15 protein-coding genes and 3 pseudogenes are annotated in these 20,864 nt (G+C 52.8%); 2 read left to right on the top strand and 16 right to left on the bottom strand.

Going from position 1 to position 20,864, the window contains the following annotated elements; all coding sequences use genetic code 11:
• From CPT76_RS37330 to CPT76_RS12825, 10 genes and pseudogenes are all read right to left on the bottom strand, one after another.
• Nucleotides 1–591, bottom strand: a 591-nt coding sequence (locus tag CPT76_RS37330; protein WP_181152820.1) for a hypothetical protein, incomplete at its 3' end; no start/stop codon positions are given.
• A 559-nt stretch (nt 592–1,150) separates the two neighbouring features.
• Entirely contained in the window at nt 1,151–3,520 is a 2,370-nt protein-coding gene (locus CPT76_RS12790) for a glycoside hydrolase family 2 TIM barrel-domain containing protein (protein ID WP_105443196.1), read from the bottom strand.
• Nucleotides 3,521–3,566: 46 nt separating this feature from the next.
• Complete coding sequence (locus tag CPT76_RS42060) at nt 3,567–4,325, bottom strand: hypothetical protein (RefSeq protein ID WP_374954672.1); 759 nt, start codon at nt 4,323–4,325, stop codon at nt 3,567–3,569.
• A pseudogene (locus CPT76_RS42065) lies at nt 4,308–5,581 on the bottom strand (alpha-glucuronidase family glycosyl hydrolase); the annotation flags it as partial. The gene CPT76_RS42060 and the pseudogene CPT76_RS42065, both read right to left, overlap by 18 nt.
• 26 nt (nt 5,582–5,607) lie before the next feature.
• On the bottom strand, nt 5,608–6,282 hold the full coding sequence (locus CPT76_RS12800) for a GntR family transcriptional regulator (protein ID WP_105443197.1): 675 nt from the start codon (nt 6,280–6,282) through the stop codon (nt 5,608–5,610).
• Between the two features lie 108 nt (nt 6,283–6,390).
• Nucleotides 6,391–7,188: a Nif3-like dinuclear metal center hexameric protein gene (locus tag CPT76_RS12805; RefSeq protein WP_105443198.1), complete on the bottom strand. Its 798-nt coding sequence runs from the start codon at nt 7,186–7,188 to the stop codon at nt 6,391–6,393.
• 166 nt (nt 7,189–7,354) lie between these two features.
• Nucleotides 7,355–8,986, bottom strand: coding sequence for an ABC transporter substrate-binding protein (locus CPT76_RS12810; RefSeq protein ID WP_105443199.1), 1,632 nt, complete (start codon nt 8,984–8,986; stop codon nt 7,355–7,357).
• A gap of 82 nt (nt 8,987–9,068) precedes the next feature.
• Nucleotides 9,069–9,942: pseudogene (locus CPT76_RS12815) on the bottom strand (carbohydrate ABC transporter permease).
• 13 nt (nt 9,943–9,955) lie between these two features.
• On the bottom strand, nt 9,956–10,918 hold the full coding sequence (locus CPT76_RS12820) for an ABC transporter permease (protein ID WP_076166498.1): 963 nt from the start codon (nt 10,916–10,918) through the stop codon (nt 9,956–9,958).
• Nucleotides 10,919–11,611: 693 nt separating this feature from the next.
• Nucleotides 11,612–12,445, bottom strand: coding sequence for a BadF/BadG/BcrA/BcrD ATPase family protein (locus tag CPT76_RS12825; protein ID WP_181152821.1), 834 nt, complete (start codon nt 12,443–12,445; stop codon nt 11,612–11,614).
• 424 nt (nt 12,446–12,869) lie between these two features.
• Between CPT76_RS12825 and cypC the strand changes: the two genes are divergently transcribed.
• A complete protein-coding gene (gene cypC, locus CPT76_RS12830; RefSeq protein ID WP_374954673.1) occupies nt 12,870–14,126 on the top strand; it encodes a CYP152 family fatty-acid peroxygenase CypC in 1,257 nt (418 codons plus the stop codon).
• 160 nt (nt 14,127–14,286) lie between these two features.
• On the opposite strand, the gene CPT76_RS12835 is transcribed toward cypC, so the two are convergent.
• A complete protein-coding gene (locus CPT76_RS12835; protein ID WP_105443203.1) occupies nt 14,287–14,556 on the bottom strand; it encodes a YrhK family protein in 270 nt (89 codons plus the stop codon).
• A 329-nt stretch (nt 14,557–14,885) separates the two neighbouring features.
• Here CPT76_RS12835 and CPT76_RS12840 point away from each other — a divergent pair.
• Nucleotides 14,886–16,645, top strand: a pseudogene (locus tag CPT76_RS12840) (ABC transporter ATP-binding protein).
• 81 nt (nt 16,646–16,726) lie between these two features.
• Here CPT76_RS12840 and CPT76_RS12845 read toward each other — a convergent pair.
• The 5 genes from CPT76_RS12845 to CPT76_RS12865 form a co-directional block, all read right to left on the bottom strand.
• Nucleotides 16,727–16,990, bottom strand: coding sequence for an HPr family phosphocarrier protein (locus CPT76_RS12845; RefSeq protein ID WP_076166519.1), 264 nt, complete (start codon nt 16,988–16,990; stop codon nt 16,727–16,729).
• Between the two features lie 3 nt (nt 16,991–16,993).
• Complete coding sequence (gene ptsP / locus CPT76_RS12850) at nt 16,994–18,718, bottom strand: phosphoenolpyruvate--protein phosphotransferase (RefSeq protein ID WP_105443204.1); 1,725 nt, start codon at nt 18,716–18,718, stop codon at nt 16,994–16,996.
• 63 nt (nt 18,719–18,781) lie between these two features.
• Nucleotides 18,782–19,921: a mannitol-1-phosphate 5-dehydrogenase gene (locus tag CPT76_RS12855; RefSeq protein ID WP_105443205.1), complete on the bottom strand. Its 1,140-nt coding sequence runs from the start codon at nt 19,919–19,921 to the stop codon at nt 18,782–18,784.
• Nucleotides 19,918–20,355, bottom strand: coding sequence for a PTS mannitol transporter subunit IIA (locus CPT76_RS12860; protein WP_076166532.1), 438 nt, complete (start codon nt 20,353–20,355; stop codon nt 19,918–19,920). Before CPT76_RS12860 ends, CPT76_RS12855 begins: the two co-directional genes overlap by 4 nt.
• Before the next feature lie 5 nt (nt 20,356–20,360).
• A partial coding sequence (locus CPT76_RS12865) for a PTS sugar transporter subunit IIA (RefSeq protein ID WP_146116233.1) occupies nt 20,361–20,864 on the bottom strand: 504 nt, incomplete at its 5' end.

Below are 20,864 nucleotides of genomic sequence, written 5' to 3' on the forward strand. Positions count from 1 at the left end.
GTGAAACGACCACCAGCCCAGCTCCAGATGCTCAAAGCCGATGTAATCGCTCGTATACGCCCACAGCATTGCCAGCGGCAGCACGAATGTCCGCCACTGTCTGCGTCTCGCCGCTTCGCTCTTCTCCTTAAAATAGGCAAGGATGTAGCCAAAGCTTCCGGCGGCCACATAGATTCCGTCCCACCAGCGAAAATGGGCGACTTCAAACTGATTCCAAGGTTCATGGGCCCAATGGTCCGCCATCAGCAACCATGGACCAGGCAGCAGCGCGAGCGTCAGCGCCTTTTTAACAAAACCGGTAACGCTCTCATTCAGCCATAACCCTCCCATACAGTAAACGTACGGCAGGACGTAAAAATAAATATGCATGGCGGCTACCGTAAGCCAATAAAGGAAGTAACTCAGCCCGGGGGATAACCAATCGGCTGGAATGTAGGGGATAATAGACAAATGCATCGCAAACGCGAAGCTGGCAGATCCGCCAAGCAGTATAGTCAAGCCGATCCATAACGTCGAGCGGGTGCGGTTGGCCAAAAAAAACAGGCCTAAAGACCATAAAGAAACAAACATGAATATGTATATTATTTTCATGGGTTGGGTGCTAACCCATCCACCTCCGTGCCAGAATCACAGACATTCATGCCATATTCGTAAAAGTGTTGCACTAACTTTCTGCTTTCTTTCCCCTCCTTTTTTTACAATATCCAAGCTCTTGGATAAGCTATTCGGCATATGCTATGATTCGGACTTTAACATATATGTCACTGCCCTCTTCCCCATGCTTGCAGGTCCAAATCAGGCTCACCCATTCAGCATGTCCATTGACATCTTGGTAGCAAAAAAACAGATTGGGCATATTCCCCTTCAGGCTATCTTTCGAGGAAATATCGTATCATTCCAGTCAGTTCTCGGGAAATCGGCAATTGGCCGAATCGCCAGATACATATACATAATCGGGCTGCACTGCACAATCTTACCAGATTCTAATCAAAAAAAGTATCCTTCCGGATACCTTAATTTATAGTTGATAGTATAACGCAGCCGGAATTCCGTCCCATATGCATGAGCATCCGCAATACCATGGATTTGCTTAGCAGAATAAAGGACAGCAAAGAACGAATTCATCGTCCTGGGCTGTCCTTTCATTTGCCTATTCTTCCACCTTAATCCGCAGTTCACCCGCTGCCAAACCGTCCCCAGCTGCGCGGATCACCACTTCGCCGGTCTCCAGTCTCGACTGAACGACTAGGAGGCATCGGCCTCCGCGGGTTTTCCTGCGGCTGCTCTTATAAGGCTCGTGGTCGCGTAAATCGCCGTTATCAGCGCCAATGATCTCGCCTTTACCTTGAATGTCGAAGCTTAACTCGAAGTCCGAATTCGGGACGACGATCCCCTGTTCATCCACGACGCTGACTTCGATTTGCGCGATATCACGGGCTTCCGTCCTCAGCAGGGAGCGGTCGGTGTCCAGTACGATCCGATACGGCGCTCCTGCCGTTTTCATCTCATACTCGGATACTATCGCATCGCCGTTACGGCCGACCGCACGAATGGTGCCGGCATGAAATGGTACATGCCATTCCATGAGGCGGTTCGGGTAATCCGTCAGTTTCCGCACGCCGTACGATTCGTTGTTAATGATCAGCTCCACGCTCTCGCAATTGGTGAACGTAACAAGCCTCATCAATCTGCCCGCCTGCTCGGGAAAGGTCCAGTGGCTCGCGAGCCCAGGCGATTTCCAATGCAGCGTCCACTGCGCGCCGGCATCCTCTTGTGCCGGATCGAACACGGCGATATGAACCATTGGCTCTGCCGACCAGAAGCTTTGCTGCAAATAAGAGATCGGTTTGCGGAAGCCGCAGGTATCGATCAGTCCGGATGCCCAGCCTTTGTACGGGTATGAAGCCTCTCCCAGATAATCAATCCCGGCCCAGACGAATTGCCCGATCACATAGTCATGCTTCTCGACATCAAACCAAGGATTGACCGGAAGGTAGCCCTTCACGCGGTTGCCCTCCCCCCGGTAGTAGGGGAACGTCTCGGTGCCGACGATCAGTGTATCCGGCATAGCTTCCCGGTAATGCTCATACCACTGCTCCTGATAATTAAGCCCCAGTATATCAACCAGCTCCGCCATCTTTTTCGTGTGCAGGACCTTGTCTTCAATCGGACCTTCGCGCAGGCTGATCGGCACGTTATGCGGTTCGAGCGCGCAGGTGACAGGGCGAGTCGGATCCAGCTTGCGGCAGTAGTCGGTAAGCTGCTTCAGCATAACCAGCATGGATGGCTGTCCCTGGTTTTCGACCTCATTGCCGACGCTCCACAGAAAAATGCTCGGATGGTTCCGGTCCCGGATCAGCATCGCCTCCAGATCCTTTTCCCACCAATCATCATACAGGTGCTCATAATACAGCGACTTCCACTTGTCGAACGCTTCATCAATGACCAGAAAGCCCATGCGGTCGCATAGATCAAGCAGCTCCGGGGCCATCGGGTTATGGGCAAAGCGAATCGCATTGCAGCCCATTTCCTTCAGCCTCTCCAGCCTGCGCTTCATGGCCTGATTATTGTAGGCTGCACCCAGGCAGCCCAGATCGTGGTGGATGCACACGCCCTTCAGCTTCAAAGGCACCCCGTTGAGAATGAGGCCCCGGTTCGGGTCCAGAACGACTTCACGGATGCCAAACGGCGTTATATATTCATCGGTTTCAGATCCATCCCGAACAATCGTTGTTCGGGCATAATACATGTCCGGCTGGTCCGGCGACCACAAATGCGGAGAGGGGATCACCGTTTCCTGATCGACCGTAACCTCCTCTGAGGGAGATACGATCACTGGATATTCGCACTTACCCAAAACCACACCCCGGCTGTCCACGAATTCGGTAATAACCGTACAATCCGCAGGCTCTTCGCCATGATGGTTTACCCGGATTTGTGCCTGGACCGTTGCTATATCCGGGTGGATCTCCGGTGTTGTTATGAAAGTTCCCCACGCTGCAACATGCAGCTCATCCGTCCGAATCATCCATACGTTGCGGTAAATACCCGAGCCCGAATACCACCGGTCGGATGGCATCGGCGTATTGTCCACCTTGACCGCGATCACATTGTCTTGATCCCACTTGATGTAAGGCGTCAGATCGTATTGGAAGCTGACATACCCGTATGGCCGTTTTCCGGCGAAATGACCGTTGATCCATACCTCGCTGTTATGATGAACCCCATCAAACTGAATATAGACGCGCTCATTGTCAGATGCCGACTTGATATGGAAGTGCTTTCTGTACCATCCCACGTTCCATCGCGGCAGGTAAGCCTGCATGCCACCGAATGTCATGGCGGGATCAACCTGCTGCTCGATGCTCCAGTCATGCGGAACCTGCAGCTTACGCCACTCCTGATCTTTAAAATCCGGCTGTTGGGCGCCTGCGTAATTTCCCAGGGCGAACAACCAGCCCGTATTAAACGAGCTCATCTTCCTGCTTCGGGTTCCCGCTTCCATTGTCAGTTCTGCCATGAGCCTACCTCCTGCTCTACTCGTAAGGGATATGATAGTTGAATGACTAATAGATGGTTCGGCCGGCTGCATCCGGAATACCGGATTTCCGGTAAAAGTACGTATTTATGACATCCCGCCACTCTTTGGCATGCTCCAATTGAATATGCAGCCGCTCCCAGACATTCCGGTAGCGCCATTCATCGATATGACCTTCCAGCTTGCTCCAACGCCCGATCAGCTGCTCCACACCCTCCACACCGTCGAAATGGGTGTCATAAATATGCTGGATCACCGTCTTGCCGGAATGAAGCACATGGCTGTACGGAACGTGATGGAAGAACAGCAGCAGCTCATCCGGACACGATTCCAGCGATTCATACCGCTGTGCATTTTCGGGGAAATATTGGGAGACATAGCCGGTTCCGTCCTTGACCGTCCGGTTTACGCCGATGCCGTGACAATCGGCAAAATGATACGTCCCCCACACCGAATACTCATAACCGTCGACATTCGGTCCGTAGTGATGCCCCGGATTGACCATCCAGCCGACGCCAAGCGGTGAGGTGTAGCTCTCGTAAACATGCCAGGAATCTGCAAGCATGCGCTTCATTTCATCAAAAACCAAGGAATCATCGCCAAAAGTCAAAGAAATCCATTCGCGCGTGATATCCTTTTCGGTCAGATCCGGATTCCAGGCGAGGCGGCCGTACCCGTAAAGGTTGGCTTGCGCCAGCGTATGCCCGGTCCAATTGTGGTCGTCTCCCACGTTAATGACGGCGGCGATCCCGCAGGCTCGATAAGGGTAGATCCCCCCGGAGACCACTTTCTTGACCTCGGTGCCCTGGCCTTGGGCGAACGTATCAAAGTCCAGGATCTCTTTCCACTGGGGAACAAGAAAGCACAGATGCTTCTGCTGCCCCGTATACTCCTGCGTGATTTGAAACTCCAGCATCTGATTCGTGCCGGGCATAGCTCCTAGGAGCGGGGATACCGCTTCACGGACCTGAAAGTCCATCGGACCGTTTTTGATTTGGAGAATGACGTTGTCTTTGAACTGTCCATCCAGTGGTAGTTGTACACGAAGCATCTCCAAATGACGAGCCCGCCGAACGGCTCCAGCGCTTCTGCCAGCATGTTCGAACCGTCCGCATGCGTACGGTCATATGTAAACGGGCCCGGACGATGCTCCGAATCCGCTTTTACGACAAATCCGCCGAAATCGGGAATATATTCGTATATTTCTTTTGCTTTTTCCTTCCACCAATCACCCACCCGGGAATCCAGCGGATCGGCCGTGTCCAGTCCGCCAAGCTCCATCGGGCTTGCATAGTTGACGCTGAGAAACAATCGGATGCCGTAACGGCGGAAGATTCCGGCCACATTCGCCACGTCCGGCAGAAACTGCCGAGTAATCAGCCGCGTTTCCGTCCGGTGGACATTGACGTTGTTTATCGCGATGCCGTTGATGCCGATGGACGCCATCAGCCTGGCATAGTCCCGGATACGGGCGTCATCCTCAACAAACCGGTTATCTTGAAAAAAGATTGATCTGCCAGCATACCCCCGCTCAATGGAACCGTCCATATTGTCCCAATGGTTCATCATGCGCAGCGGATTCCGCGGGCTGTCCGTCACATCCAGTCGGTCCAGCTCCTGTCCGGTCCGCAGAAACCGCAGCAGATGAAATGTGCCGTACAAGAGGCCCCTGTCCGTATTCGCCATCACATACAGCGAACCGCCGCTGTTCTCGGAACGACGCCGGATGGCATACCCTTCTTCCCCCAGATCCTTGATTCGTGCTCCATCCATCCATTCTTCCTGTACACCGATCTCCTCGAGTAAAGCAAGCCGGATCAGGTTCGACGCCTGCCGACCCGGGTCTGACACGATGGCAGGAAGGGTGCCTGTCATTTCACGAATGCCGTGTGTGAGTTCGGCGAGCGCGGAATCGATCACATCCGAATTGCCATATACCGCGATTTGGGACTGTTCCTTCATCCCGGCGAGTGATTCATTATTCGTATAGCTGAGCCAGCCCTGATCCGCTGACGAGTATGGAAGCCTTGCCTCTAGCGCCATGAGCTTCTCGTCCCTCCCGATGATCTTTATATAAAATAATGCGGATATTTCTCTTTTAAAAAGTCCTGCTCCACGACGACAAGGCGGAGATGCTGCTCCATCACCTTCATCGCGTGTTCTTTATCCTGCTGAATGATCAGCTGGTAGATTTCCTTATGTTGACGAATAATATTTTCCCAGTTGGAGTCTTTGGAGAGCCGGAGCAGCCGCAGCCTATTAAAATGAATGTTCAGCTGCTGCAGCATTTTCCACGTCCTCTGTTTGCCGGTGGCATCAAACAGGATCTGATGGTACTCTTCATCCAGCTCAAACAGCCTGTAGAAATTGTTCTGCCCGGCACAAACGTCCTGCATGGCAATGTTCGCTTCAATCATGAACCGGGCGTCTTTATCCAATTGGTCGCAGGCAAGCGCCACGATTTCTTTTTCCAGCTTCTCGCGGATAAACCGGCCTTCCTCCACATGCTTCAGGTTAATGCGGGACACAATGGTGCCGCTCTGCGGGATGATGTCCAGCAGTTCTTCTTCCGCCAGCTTCATAAACGCTTCCCTGACGGGCGTTCTGCTGACGTTCAGCTCGTCCGCGATTTCCTTCTCCGAAATTTTGGTGCCGGGTTCGAGCTCCAAATGAAGAATTCTTTCCCTCAGCAGGTTATAGGAATAAGCCCTGGTGGAACCCTTGATTTTCTGCTCTGTCGACATTACGGTTACCTCTTTCTCCTTGCTTTCATTTCACAACACGCGAAGGTTGAAATGACTGCCAAACATTCTTTTTTTAAAAATAATTTAGTCGGACAACACTGCAGACACTTACAGGATTTCTATCATCGAACCGGTTGGAATAAAGTGGACCGGAAGTCCGGGAAATCTGCCGGCAAGCCGTTCGCTGATCAGCTTCATGCCCGGTTCCTCGCTGGCTGCATGACCCAGCATCAGCAGCGCTTTGGCTCGTCCCTGCGCGGTTGCATCCCGGACATATTCGGGCGTTTCCCATTCCGGCCCTTCACCGATGATCATCAAATCCAGACGTTCTTGCTCGAATAACGGGATCGCGTGCTGTCCACCTCCCCTGTACCCGACAGCAACTCCGATTTGCCCGCAGACCGTCTCGGGATCGCCGACGGCACGCAGGTAGGGCAGATTCAGCTTCTGTTTTACATGCTCGGCGATGTCAGATAACCTACAGCTCTGCGGCAGTCGCACAACGGAAGCCGTTCCGAGATCCCGGTGCTCATAATCCTCCCATCCCAGTGCTTCGATCAGTCCCGCCGTGATGATATCCGGCCGATAACTGTGCGGATGATCGTGAAACCGGTAAATGATCATATCATCCGATTCGATCAGCTTCCGCTTTGCCGCATGAACGGGATCTTCCGGAGCGAAGCCCTGCTCTTCCTGATGACTGTAAAAAGTCCCTTCGTGCGTAACCAGCAGGTTCACCCCAAGCAGGGCGGCTTCAAGGACAACATCATGGGAAGCGATGAAAGCGACCCCGATTCCGCGGACCTCCGCTTCGGGAGTTCCGGCGATGATCCGGTCGATCCGGGATTCCAAATCCCCGACGGGTTCCGTTAAATACGTTACAACCTCCTGAGCAGTAACACGCAAACCATTCACTCCTTCGGACCATGAAAAGCATGGATGTTCGTGGTGGATGTCATGCTAATACGGCATAACGCCCGGCGAGTTGAAAACAGGCTGCCATTTCGCTGGCGAAACGGCAACCCGATTCGTGTAACTTCAGATAAGTTCGTGTTTATAACGACTTACCGACTTACTTCTTCTCTTTATAAGCTTTATACGTCTTGTTGGCAAGCTTAACATAATTATCCAGACCCTGGCCCTTGAGCTCGTTCACGAATGCGTCGAACTGGGACAACGGGCGCTCGCCGAGGATAAATTTGAGCGTGTTTTGATCCGAGTAGTCTTTCAGCGGCGTGCTCAGCAGGGTCGCCTGCTCGCGGTCTTCTACGGAATACGGGATCGGCGGCTCGGCCGGTACGACGGTCTTCGTCTTTTTCATATCTTCCTGGAACTTTTTCTCTTCGTCGCTGAACATCGATTGCAGCAGCTCCGTTGTACCGCCGTAGGCGAACACCCCTCCGGAGAAGCCATAATCGATACGCAGGTCCTTCGTTCCTTTCGGATTCAGGCCGTTATAGTTGATATCGTCGACCAGCTTCCGGACGCCGTTCTCTTTGGTATACGTTACCCCTTCAACACCCCACTTGGCAAACTCTTCGCCTTCGTCACTGTAGTAGAGCCAGTCAATGAACTGAAGGATCGCCTTAAAGTTCGGGTTTTCCTTGGCTTTGGCCAGAATCATCACGCCGTTCTCCAGACGGGAGCCGGACATCAGCTGACCTGCAGGTCCTCCTGGCACCGTAATTTTGGCGATGGAGAATTTGCCCTCTCCGAGCGATTTGTTCATGTCCGTGCGATGCAGCACGACGGTCTGGGAGTTGCCGTTGATCACAAACGATTTACCGGATACGAACTTCTGAGTCGCCTGATCGTCCGTTTGGGTAAAGCTTTCTTTGTCCAGCAGGCCTTCGGATACGAGCTTGTTAAAATACGTCAGCATATTTTTGTATTCCGGCGTCGTGGACGTGTACACGAACTCGTCCTTGTCCGCTTTGTAAGTGAGTCCGTTGCCGAAGCCCCAGCCGGCTTTCGTTCCGAATCCGGTCGCCGCAATGTTCAGCGTACTGTTGAACTGGAACCGGTCGGAGAACGGAATCGAGTCCGGATAAATTTCCTTCAGCTTCTTGAGAGCGGTATACAGCTCATCCCAGGTCGCAGGAATCGGAATGTTGTTCTTCTCAAAAATGTCGGTCCGCACGAGAAGCGTGTAGTCCGGCCATACCTCTTCATGCAGGCCAGGGAGCACATAGTATTTACCGTCCTCCTGCCGGAGTCCGTCCAGCTCCTTTTCCATGCCCCATTTTTCGACTTTATCCTTAAAATTCGGCATCATATCAATGTAATCGCTTACCGGCAAAATCGCACCGGATGACACAAAGGAAGCCTCTTCCCCGGGATACGTTTTCGGAATGACCAGCGGAGCGTCTCCCGAGCTGATCAGCAGCGAGCGCTTCTGGCTGTAATCGCTCATTGGAACGATCGTTGGCTGAAGCGTGACGCCCGTTCTTTTCGTGATTTCCTGGAACAGCATCCAGTCCTTCTTGTAAGGGTAGGCCGGCTGGTCGCTGAAAAGAATCGGCAGGTTAAACGGCTCGGTTGCCTTGAAAGAAACGTTAACGCCGTAATTTTCCATCGCGCCTTTGGATTGGTCCTTGGCTTCTCCGCCGCCGCTGCCAAGATTGTTGCTGCAGGCAGCCACGGACAGGCTCATTACTGCGGCCATCAGCGTCATTCCCCATTTTTTACGAGAACGCTTGAACATTTGTTTACTCCCCCCATGAATGAAAGTCGGAACTGCAAAGAACTGTAGAGCTATGAAATGAATGCGGCGATCCGGACCGGATTTATCCTTTCACGGAACCCAGCATAACACCCGATACAAAGTACTTTTGGACAAAAGGGTAAATCAGCAGGATTGGCAGAATAGTCAGAACCATCGTGACCGATTTAATGTTCGCAGAGATTTGGGTCAGGTTATCCGCTGACGTCGCGCCCGCAGAAGCACCGCCTGTTGCCCCGGCAATGAGGTTCCGCAAGTATACGGTGACCGGGAACAGTTCCTTCTGGTCCATGTACAGGAAAGCGGAAAACCAGGAGTTCCAATGTCCCACCGCATAGAACAGCATCATGGTGGCCATGATCGCCTTACTGAGCGGAAGAATAATGCGGAACAGAATCCCGTACGTATTCAAACCGTCGATCGAAGCCGCTTCTTCCAGCTCCTCCGGCATATTCTCGAAGAATGATTTCATGATCAGCATGTTGTAGATGCTGATGGCACCCGGAACGACGATCGCCCAGATCGAATTGGCAAAGCCAAGGCTGTTAATGAGCACATAGTTCGGGATCAGCCCGCCGTTAAAGAACATGGTGAACACCGCGAACATCGTCAAAAATTTGCGTCCCATCAGCCTTTTCTTGGACAAGGCGTAGGCAAAGATCGTCGTCATGAACATCGAAATGGCCGTTCCGACCACCGTATACACGACGGTGTTTTTGTAGTTCGTCCAGAACATCGCGTCCTTGGCCACCGTCCGGTACGTGTCGATATTAAAGCCTCTCGGAATCAGGTTGACCTTCCCCGCATTGATATAAGCCTCGCTGCTGAAGGACTGGGCGAGCACGTTAATGAAAGGAAATACCGTAATGAAGACAATCAGCAGCAAAAATGATCGTGTTGACGATTTTGAACACTTTATAAGAAGCGGAATCTTTCACTTGAGGCACCTCCTTACCATAGGCTTCTTTCCGTTACTTTTCTGGAAATCGCATTGACTGAGAACACCAGAATGAGCCCGATGATCGATTCGAACAATCCGATGGCCGTGGCGTAGCTGAAGCTGCTGGACTGCAGGCCGACCCGGTACAAATATGTAGAAATGACGTCGGATGTTTCGTAGATGACCGGATTGTAGAGGAGCAGTATCTTTTCAAAACCGATCGCCAGGAAGCTGCCCATGTTCAGGATCAGCAGCGTGACGATGGTCGGCAGGATTCCTGGGATCGTCACGTGCAGCGTCTGCTTCCACCGGTTGGCTCCGTCAATTTTCGCAGCTTCGTACAGGGACTCGTCAATCGTCGTCAGTGCGGCCAGATACAGAATCGCTCCCCAGCCCATGCCCTGCCACACCTCGGAGGTCACGTAAATCGCCCGGAACCACTCGGCCCGCTGCATGAAATTAATACCGTCTCCGCCGAAGAAACGGATGAGCGCATTGATCGACCCGCTCGCCGAAGTCATCTGCAGGATCATGCCGGCCACGATGACGATCGACAAGAAGTGCGGCATGTAAGAGGCGGTTTGAACGAATTTCTTGAATTTCTTGTTCTTCACTTCATTCAGCAGTAACGCAAAGATAATCGGAATCGGGAACGTGAACAGCAGGGTCAAAGCGCCGAGAATCAGCGTGTTCGTAAATACCTTCCAGAAGTTCGGATCCTGGATAAACATCTGGAAGTAGTGAAACCCTACCCATTTCTCTCCATAGATGCTCCCCCCGGGAACAAAACGGCGGAAAGCGATGACGTTGCCGATCATCGGCCCGTATTTGAAAATGAGCAGGTAAATGACCGGTAATACCAAGAGCGAATACAACTGCCAATCTTTGCGAAAAAGCCTTCCTACAGAACGCTGCTTCTGTTTTTTGACGGCTCTCTCCTGGGGCAAGACGGGGCTTGCGGCCTTTGTTTCCATTCTTCAGATCACTCCAATCCGCGCAGAACATGTCGCTGTTATTTTTGCACTTCTCGTACCATTCCGTCTGATGTCTCGTGCAACCATTTCACATATGAACATTCATTCCGGTCCAGGCAAACAGATAAACCGCTTACAATTCGTGTGGCTAATGTGCGGTCGTCGAACCCTGAAAAAGACCTCCCCTTTCCTAAAGCGCTTACAAATAACCTTCGAAAAAACTCAATACATCTGTTCTCTAAAGCTTTTTTAAACCTAGAAAAACATTAGACCGGAATAAAAATGGTGAGGCAGTTCAGAAGAAAATTGGAATACTAGTATAACTAGTATGGTAGTTGAGCTGTTTTTATTGTAATGGACCTTTTCCTGGATTTCAATATTTTTCTTTCGAGACTTTAAAAAAAGTTGCATTGCCAGGTAGACACAAAAAACAAAGCCCGCTGTCGCAGGCTTTGTTGCGTTAATGTATTCTTATGGCTCCTTATTTGGTATGGAAACAAGAATCGTTTCCTCCGAATCCATTAAATCGGGGCTTTCGTCCATGTGCCAGCTGAGCTGCTCAACCTCTCAAGGACATCGTCCGTAACCGGAAGTCCCAGCTGCTCCATAGCATATAAGAACGAGCCTACAACAGGTGGAAAATGCGGATCCATCAAACGGAATGGTCTTCCCGGATCATCTGTGGAGATACGCTTAAGCTTTCCCTGAAAATAAGTGCTGTTCGCCACGCTCCCGATGCACGCAACCCGCAGCGTTTCGGCCTGAAAATGCCTGAAAATGCCGTCCGAGCAAGCGGATGCCGACCACGATCTGGTGAATGGACCGGTCGCAAACCGCTTGGGCTAATGAACTGCCTGCCGCTGCCGCCTCCGTAACATAAGGGGCAAAGGCTCCAAATACCCGGTCCCTTTCGCGGCGGTCATCATGGAAACCGTCCCTGCCCAGGAGTGCAAGTTCCCCAAGGTTGGCTGCATTCCAATGCGAGAGCATATCATGAACCAGGCGCCCGTCAGTATCGTCCGTATGTCCGGCAACTGCTTCATAAACGGCGTCATAGGCCAGAAACCTGGCTGCGCTTGCAGCATAGTGATGATAGTCGTAATTACGTATGTATTGCCCTTCTTCATTGATACCGAAAATAATTGAGCCTGTACCGGAAATCACCACGACGCCTGGCTTTGCCATCAATGCACCATAATGGGCAGCGACCGCATCGTTTACGTGCCACTTGGGGCATGTCATATCCGGTAAATGGGTCAGTTCCTGCACCCATTCTAAATCCTGATCCCGGTCGTAACCGGCGATGCCTGCGGCCATGCCGCAAATTTCCCCAGGAGAACACCCCGCGACGGAAAGGGCTTTGCGGATCGCCGTCTTGACATTATCCGTAGCCTGGTTATCCCGATGCTGCGATGCCGCTTTCTGATCCTCGATGTACGCAGCGATGTTTCCATCCGGACTTGCGATGATCACTCTGGTATTGGAGCCCCCTCCGTCGATTCCCATAATCAGTTTCCTTCCAGCCATATAATCCCCCTGCCCCCTTATCTCTACCATCCAATCACTAACCCGAGAAGAACTCCAACCTTCATGGAATTTATTTACTAGTTAGGTTTAATTCGACAAAGTTCTCTACATATCCTCCTCTGTTGCATCGAGTGTACGATAGGAACAATGATCCAAGCTCCTCACAAAAAAGCAGCAAAAAACCGACCGAAAACACCCTCAGAACGACCCAGGACTCCGGATCATTCGAGGGTTCTTGATCGCTTCCTTCAAAGCATCTTGGTTTGCGGCTGCCTGTTATCCTACGGAGAGAACGGGAATACTTTGATTCGTACCCCTGTTTATCCAGATCCTTCTCATGTCCATGCCGGGTACGATCAATCGAGTACAGTTCGGGTATGTATATATGATGCGGTTTATTTTGTAAAAGGAGGTTGCACTCATGTTGGAAGGAAACAGACCGATGCCGGCAGAAGAAGGTTTGGATCATAGTTTAGCTTTTCTTAAAGAAGGCTATTTGTACATCACGAACCGAACCCTCGGATTTCAATCGGATGTATTCGAGACGCGTTTGCTTGGCGAACGGGCCATTTGCATGCGCGGGGAAGAAGCCGCCAGGCTGTTTTATGACGAGGACAAATTTATCCGGTTCGGTGCGGCACCCAAACGCGTGATTAAAACGCTGTTCGGTGAAAACGGGGTTCAAACGCTGGACGGCGAAGCCCATCGCCACCGCAAAGCGATGTTCATGTCCCTCATGTCCGACGGCGCGATGCAGCGAATACGGGAGCTGACCCGAAAATATTGGGAGATTGCAGCGAAAAACTTTGAAACGCGGAAAGAAGTCGAGATTTACGAGGAAGCCAAGGAATTGTTATGCCGGGTTGCCTGCGAATGGGCTGGAGTTCCGCTTGAACCGGAAGAAGTACGAGAGAAAACGAGCTGGTTAGGTGCGTTGTTCGAATCTCCCGCCTCCATTGGAATCACTTATATGAAAGGCCGGAACGCCAGAACCAAGGCGGAGTCCTGGGTCAGCGGCCTGATTGAGGACGTGCGCGCCAACCGTTTCACAGCGCCGGAACATTCGGCACTGGCCGTGATCTCTTTTCACCGGGATCTGAATGGCCAGCTGCTCGACTTAAAAACCGCCGCCGTGGAAATGCTGAATATTATTCGTCCGATCGTCGCCGTTTCCATTTATATCGCCTTTACCGCACTTGCTGTCATTCAACAGCCTGGAGAGCGGGAAAAGCTGGCCGGATCGGATGAGGTGCGGCTTGGCCACTTTATCCAGGAGGTCCGCCGCTTCTATCCTTTCTTCCCCGTGACGGCGGCACGGGTGGCAGAGGATTTTGTCTGGAAAGGTTATCGATTTGAGCAAGGGGCGTTAACCATGCTGGACCTGTACGGCACCAATCACCACCCGGACCTGTGGGACAAGCCGGAGAAGTTTATGCCGGACCGTTTTCATCATTGGAGAGGATCCCCTTTCAGGTTTATTCCTCAAGGCGGAGGCGATCATGATACAGGGCACCGGTGCGCCGGCGAATGGCTAACCCTGGAAATCATGAAGGAGAGCCTCGACTTCCTGGCCAACCGGATGAGCTATGACGTGCCACAGCAGGATTTAAGCTACAGCTTCAGCGATATTCCGTCGCTGCCTCACAGCAACATTGTCATTCAGAACGTCCGAAGTGTTTAGATATGAATTTGCTTATGTTCCACAGCCCATGCTTTCCCTGAACAGAGAAAAAGCCGCAGCAATGCGGCTTTTTCTCATGCATCTGAATGATCATTATCGGGGTCCATGCCAAAGGACCTGGATTCACATGGCAGCCAGACCTCTTTTTTTGCGTAATGACTTAGCGCTGTTTCCAATCGATTTTGCCCAGAATGCGCAGCACGCTGCGGACAAGCATTTGGAAGCTGCCCATGACGAACAGCCACACGCCCGCCGTTTGCATCGACTTCTGAAAAAACAGCATGCTGCCACCAATGTAGCACAGCGAAATGATGATGTCGCTCGCGATCCGCAGAACCTTGCCGGGTTCATGGACCACAAGCCGGTGGTGCCGGAACTTGACCACCCAATGCCAGTGATGTTCATCCGTTTTAAGTTGCTCAAACTCCATGAGATGATGGCGGATAATAAATCAGCTCCTTTCTGTAACACAAAGAGGACTGCCTGCACAGGAGCCCGCATCTTTTTATAAGAAAGTGCGTTTTATTTCATTACCCGCCCCACCCTTCATGAATCAATCCCATGAGCCGTTAATAAAACGTACCCACACCTCAGTAATTTTTAGATATAGGCAAATTTTACTCCTAACTGGAAACCTGTTCGGATATGATGAAAGTAATTCTTACGGAAAGGGTGTTTTCTATGAAAAAAATCGCCGTCTTACCTACCAACGGGAGGGCGACTATACTTTAACCCTCCTGCATTACGGGAGGAATCCAATTGAATTCCAGAATCAAAAAATTCATTTCCTACTATAGACCTTACAAGGGACTGTTTGCCGCCGATATGGCATGTGCCTTTATTTTGTCGGCGATTACGCTTGTTCTTCCGCTCGGCGCGATTACGCTTGTTCTTCCGCTCGGCGTCCGCTACATTACCTCCGAGCTGCTTGACGGTGCTCATTCTGAAGCGCTGTCCCAAATCTATGCCGTCGGTGCAGGGTTGCTCGCATTGGTCATTCTCCATATTGCCTGCGAGGTGTTCGTGGATTACAAAGGCCACATGATGGGCGCGATGATGGAAGGCGACATGCGAAGCGAACTGTTCGAGCATCTGCAGAAGCTTTCGTCCGTTTTTACGACGACAAAAAACCGGCCAGCTGATGACCCGGACCACAAACGATATTTTATCCCTTGCCGAGCTGTACCATCACGGACCGGAGGACCTGCTCATCTCGATCTTGAAATTTACCGGTGCGTTTATCATTTTGATCGCGATCGACGTTAAGCTGACTTTGATCGTCTTTCTGTTTTTGCCGGTGATGGCTGCGTACGCGTTTATTTTAACCGGAAAATGAATGCGGCTCTGCGAATCAGCCGGGACCGGATCGGGGACATCAATGAGCAGGTGGAAGACTCCCTCGCCGGAATTCGTGTGGTCAAATCGTTTACGAACGAGCACGTGGAGATCCGCAAATTCGCCCGGGCCAATGCCCGCTTTCTCCAGAGCCGGAGCGACGGGTATAAGAGTGAAGCCATTTTCTCCGGCGGAATGATCGGCTTTACGCAGCTGATTACCGTCGCCGTTATCGTCTTCGGCGGTGCCGCTATCCTCCACTCGTCGATGCAGCTTCCGGACTTGCTGACCTTCTTTTTATGCATTGGCATTCTGATCGAGCCCATTCAGCGGATGGTGAATTTCGCAAGGCTGTATCAGGAAGGTATGACGGGGTTTGACCGGTTCATGGAGATTTGGAGGTAGAGCCGGATATCTGCGACTCGTCAGGTGCGGCAGAGCTCGGCCATGCCGAAGGCAAGGTGGAATTCCGGCAGGTCTCCTTCAAGTATAAAGATGATCACCGGGAAGTGCTGACCGACCTGTCTCTTACCGTCGAAGCCGGCGAATACGTAGCCATTGTCGGTCCGTCCGGCGTCGGGAAAACGACGCTGTGCTCCTTGATCCCCCGGTTTTATGAAGTCAGCGGAGGAACCATTCTTCTGGATGGCAAAGACATCCGCGGATTAACTTTGCGGTCCCTCCGGCGGAACATTGGCATCGTCCAGCAGGATATCTATTTATTTGCTGGCACAGTTATGGATAATATCCGTTACGGCAACGTGGAGGCGACCCGCGAAGAAGTTATCGAGGCTGCGAAAAAGGCCCATGCCCATGATTTCATTATGGGGCTGCCGGACGGCTATGATACCGACATCGGCCAGCGTGGAATCAAGTTATCCGGCGGTCAGAAGCAGCGGCTCAGCATTGCACGCGTGTTTCTCAAAAATCCGCCCGTGATCATCTTTGACGAGGCCACCAGTTCCCTTGACAACGACAGCGAGCAGGCGGTTCAGGCCTCGCTGGAGAAGCTGTCCGACAACCGTACGACGTTGGTGATCGCCCACCGGCTGTCTACGGTCCGGAATGCACAGCGGATCATCGTGCTGACCGATGACGGGATTGCGGAACAGGGAACGCATGAAGAGCTTTTGGCACTGGGCGGCACCTATGCGCATTTATATAACATGCAGCTTAAGTTGTGACCGGCTGCTCCCCTACAAAAAAACCATCCAGCCCAACAGGGATTTCTCCCTGATGCTCTGGATGGTTTTTGCTGCTTCAGACTACTCTTCGTAAATTTTGGTGAGCATTTGGCCCAGCTCCTGCAGCGCCTGCTCTTCCTGCTCACCGTCGGCTTCCAGCCGGATTTCATCGCCGGCGGCAATGCCCAGGGTCAACAGCCCGAGGGAGCTTTTGCCGTTGGCTTTTTTCTCGCCTTTGAACAGCGTAACTTTACAAGGAAACGTATTTGCCTTCTCTACGAACAGTTTCGAAGGGCGGGCATGAAACCCTTGCGGGTGGATGACGGTAAAAGTTTGGGATACCATAGCTTATGCTTCACTCCTTAGTTGTTGGTTGACAAAATCAAGCACCTCTTGCTGGGTGCTCATGCCGATCGCCTGCTCGGCCAAGCCTGCCCATTCCTCTCTGGACAAGCGGGAAATCAGTTCTCTGGCCGGGAGTACGGACGAGGTACTCATGCTGAATTCGTACAGTCCGAGTCCGAGAAGAAGCGGAATCGCTGCCGAATCTCCGGCCATTTCGCCGCACATGCCGGCCCATTTGCCGTGGCGGTTAGCTGCCTGGATCACAAGCTGAATCAGACGAAGAATCGACGGATGATGAGGCTGATACAGATAGGCAACCGATTCGTTCATCCGGTCCGCCGCCATCGTGTACTGAATCAGGTCGTTCGTGCCTATGCTGAAAAAGTCCACTTCCTTCGCCAACACATCGGCGGCGATCGCTGCAGCGGGAATTTCGATCATAATGCCGACTTCAAGCGTATCGGACACCTTCGTGCCCTCCTGCTCGAGCTTGGCGCGTTCTTCCGCCAGAATCCGCTTCGCCTCACGAAGCTCGCCTAGGACGGCGATCATCGGGAACATAATGGCTAGCTTGCCGTGCATGCTGGCCCGAAGCAGCGCCCGAAGCTGGGTGCGGAACAAATCCTCCTTCTCCAGGCATAAACGGATGGCCCGCTGGCCCAGAAACGGATTCATCTCTTTCGGCAGCTGCAGGTAAGGCAGCTCTTTATCGCCGCCGATATCCAGCGTACGGATGACGACGCGCTTGCCGTTCATTTTCTCCAATACATGCTTGTATACGGAATACTGCTCTTCTTCGGAAGGGAACGAGCTGCGTCCCATATACAGAAATTCGGTACGGAACAAGCCAATGCCGTCCGCCCCGTTCGCCAGCACCTTCTCCAGATCGTCAATGCCGCCGATATTGCTGGCCAGCTCTACCTGAACGCCGTCAGCGGTGACGGACGGCCGGTCCACGTAGCTGCGCATGCGGGTCTTATACTCTTCATATTCTGCCTTACGGGTGGAATAATCGCGGAGCTGCTCATCCGACGGATTGACGATGACCTGCCCGGCCGTAGCGTCAAGAATGATCATATCCCCCGTCCGAATCCCAGAAGCATCCGCACCGGTCCCGACGACGGCAGCCAGCTCCAGGGAGCGGGCCATGATGGCGGAATGCGACGTCCGGCTTCCGATCTCCGTGACGAAGCCCCGGACGAATTCCAGATTTAACTGGGCCGTATCCGACGGGGTCAAGTCTTTGGCAATCAGAATCGTTTCGGCGCTCAGCTCGGACAGCGCGCTGTGCTCCCGTCCCTCCAGCTTACTGATGACCCGTCCCGTGATATCCTTAACGTCCGCCGCGCGTTCCCGCAGCATCTCGTTATCCATGGACTGCAGCGCTTCGATGATGCTGGAAGCCACTTCGTACAGGGCATATTCCGCGTTGACGCCTTCGCTCTCAATCTGGTCCAGCGTCGTGTCGATCAGGTCCGGGTCGTCCAATAGAAACAGGTGAGCTTCGAAAATCTCGGCCTTCTGCGGTCCAAGCCGCTCCAGCGTCGTTTCCCGGATCCGGTCGATATCAGCCTTGGCCGCATCCACCGCGCTGCGAAGACGCTGTTTCTCGGCCGCAGGATCGTCGACCTTTCTCTGCTGCGGGATGGACTCCTCCGCTTCCAGCCGGTACGCTTTGGCAATGGCGATGCCCGGTGATGCGGGCACGCCGGTCAGCAGTTGGCTCATGGGCCATACCTCCTTATTTTACGTTGGAATTCGTCTATCGTGAACATGCTAGTTTTCGATCGATTATTGATGATTGTAGGCTTTCAACACTTTCTCGGTCAGCATATGGTCTGGATCAAGACCGCTTACTTCGGCAAAAGCCTGGCGGGCGCCTTGATCCGCGATCAGGCTCTGCAGCTTGACAGCCTCCGGATCTTCCGCGAAGTCGAATTTAAGAGCCAGCGCCATGACCTCGGTCAAATGCTCGAAGGAACCGCCCTGCTCCCAGGCACGAAGCGCCGGCCGGACCAGGCGGTCATCCGGAGACAGCTTACGGATCGGCGACCGGCCGACCCGGACAACCTCGTCGCTCAAATACGGATTGCGGAAGCGGTCCATGATTGTACGGATATAGTTCTCATGCTCTGCAGCATCAAAGCCGTAAGCGCGCACGAGCATGCTTCCCGTTTCCTGAAGCGCACCGGTAACCAGCCCGGCGACTTCCTCGTCCTTCATCGCTTCCTGGATGGTCGCATATCCTTTCCGATATCCGGCATAAGCCGCGCTGCAGTGACCTGTATTTACTGTGAACAGCTTGCGCTCAATATACGGAATCAAGTCGTCAACGTAATGAACGCCTTGGATTTCCTGGGAGCCTGAGAACATTTGGGATCGATTGATCACCCATTCGTAGAACGGCTCCACCGTGACAGCTAGCGGATCCTCATGATGCTGCAGCGGCACGATACGGTCTACCGCAGAATCCGGGAAGGCGGCAAAAGAAGCCGCTTTTTGCTGCTCTTCGAGCGACAAATGGCCCATGACATGTTCTTTCAGCTGCGTGCTGGCGCCGATGGCGTTCTCGCAGGCAATGACATGCAGCGGAGCTGCTCCGCGTTCCATCCGAAGCTTTAAACCAGCTGCAATCCCCGGTGCGATATGTTTCAGAATGTTCACTCCCACAGCCGTCGTAACCATGTCGGAGGAAGCCACTGCTTCTGCAACCGCTGCGGGATCCCGGCCGTCAATGGCATTAACGCCCTCTACCGGGATTTGCTTCCCGCTCTCGTCGGCAATGGTGACCGTGTAAGAACCGCGCTGCTGGATCGTTTGCACTAACGACTCGTTCACATCGGAAAATACGACCTCGTAACCCGACTGCGACAGCAGCAAGCCGATAAATCCTCTTCCGATATTTCCTGCGCCGAAATGTAGAGCCTTCATTCTTCCATCCCGCTTTCAAAGATGCTCAAAATTTCCTCGGCGGTCTTCGCCGTACGGATGCCTTCCATGCTGTCCTCATCCGAGCAAACCATGGCGACGCTGGTCAGAATGTCCATATGCTCACCGTTCTGGGCGGCAATCCCGACGACGAGCACCGCCGGCTCATCCCCGCCAAAATCGACCCCATCCGGAATTTGCAGCACGGCCAGTCCGGTCGACTTGATCATTCCTTTGGCTTCGTTGGTCCCATGGGGAATGGCCAGGCCTGCGCCCATATAAGTGGACAAGGCGTTTTCGCGTTCAATCATCTTATCGACATATTCCTGTTCCACATGTCCGGCATCAACCAGCATTTGTCCGGCAAGGCGAATGGCCTCATACTTGTCGGATACTTTAACGTTCACTCGAATTTGATCTGCGGATAAAATACTCATGATGATCACTCTCTCTCCAATTTGTTTTTTAAGTATGCACGGAGATGGGCGGACATTAGTTCCCTAATGCGCCCTTTATCCCCCTCCGCAAGGGCCTCAATCATATCGGCATCCAATAGTGTTGCACTGATCTCGCTCAGCACCTCAAGGGTCTCCCGCTCGAGCTGCCGCGGAGCCAGCATCAGCAAAAAGCGCGACAGCTCAACTTCACCTGAGTCATCCAGCCTGAGCCGTTGATCCAGTTCAAAGAGCATCAATGCCGGCCGTTTCACCGCATCGCTGCGCGTATGAAACAGCGCCAGCTCCGTGCCGGGAATCAGCTGGGTCCCGTGCTGTTCCCGCTGCAGCAGCAGAGCCGCGACCGCTTCCGGGTCGATGATCACGTCCCGGAGCGCCGGCGCTGTGCAGGCGGCAAGCAGCCATTGATCAAGGCTCTGCTGCCCTTCGATCCGCAGCGGCAGCACGCGAAAAGCTTCCAAGAGCTCAATGCTTTGCTGGAGGGTTTGGTG

Source organism: Paenibacillus sp. AR247 (assembly GCF_002968895.1).
Classification (GTDB): domain Bacteria; phylum Bacillota; class Bacilli; order Paenibacillales; family Paenibacillaceae; genus Paenibacillus_AQ; species Paenibacillus_AQ favisporus.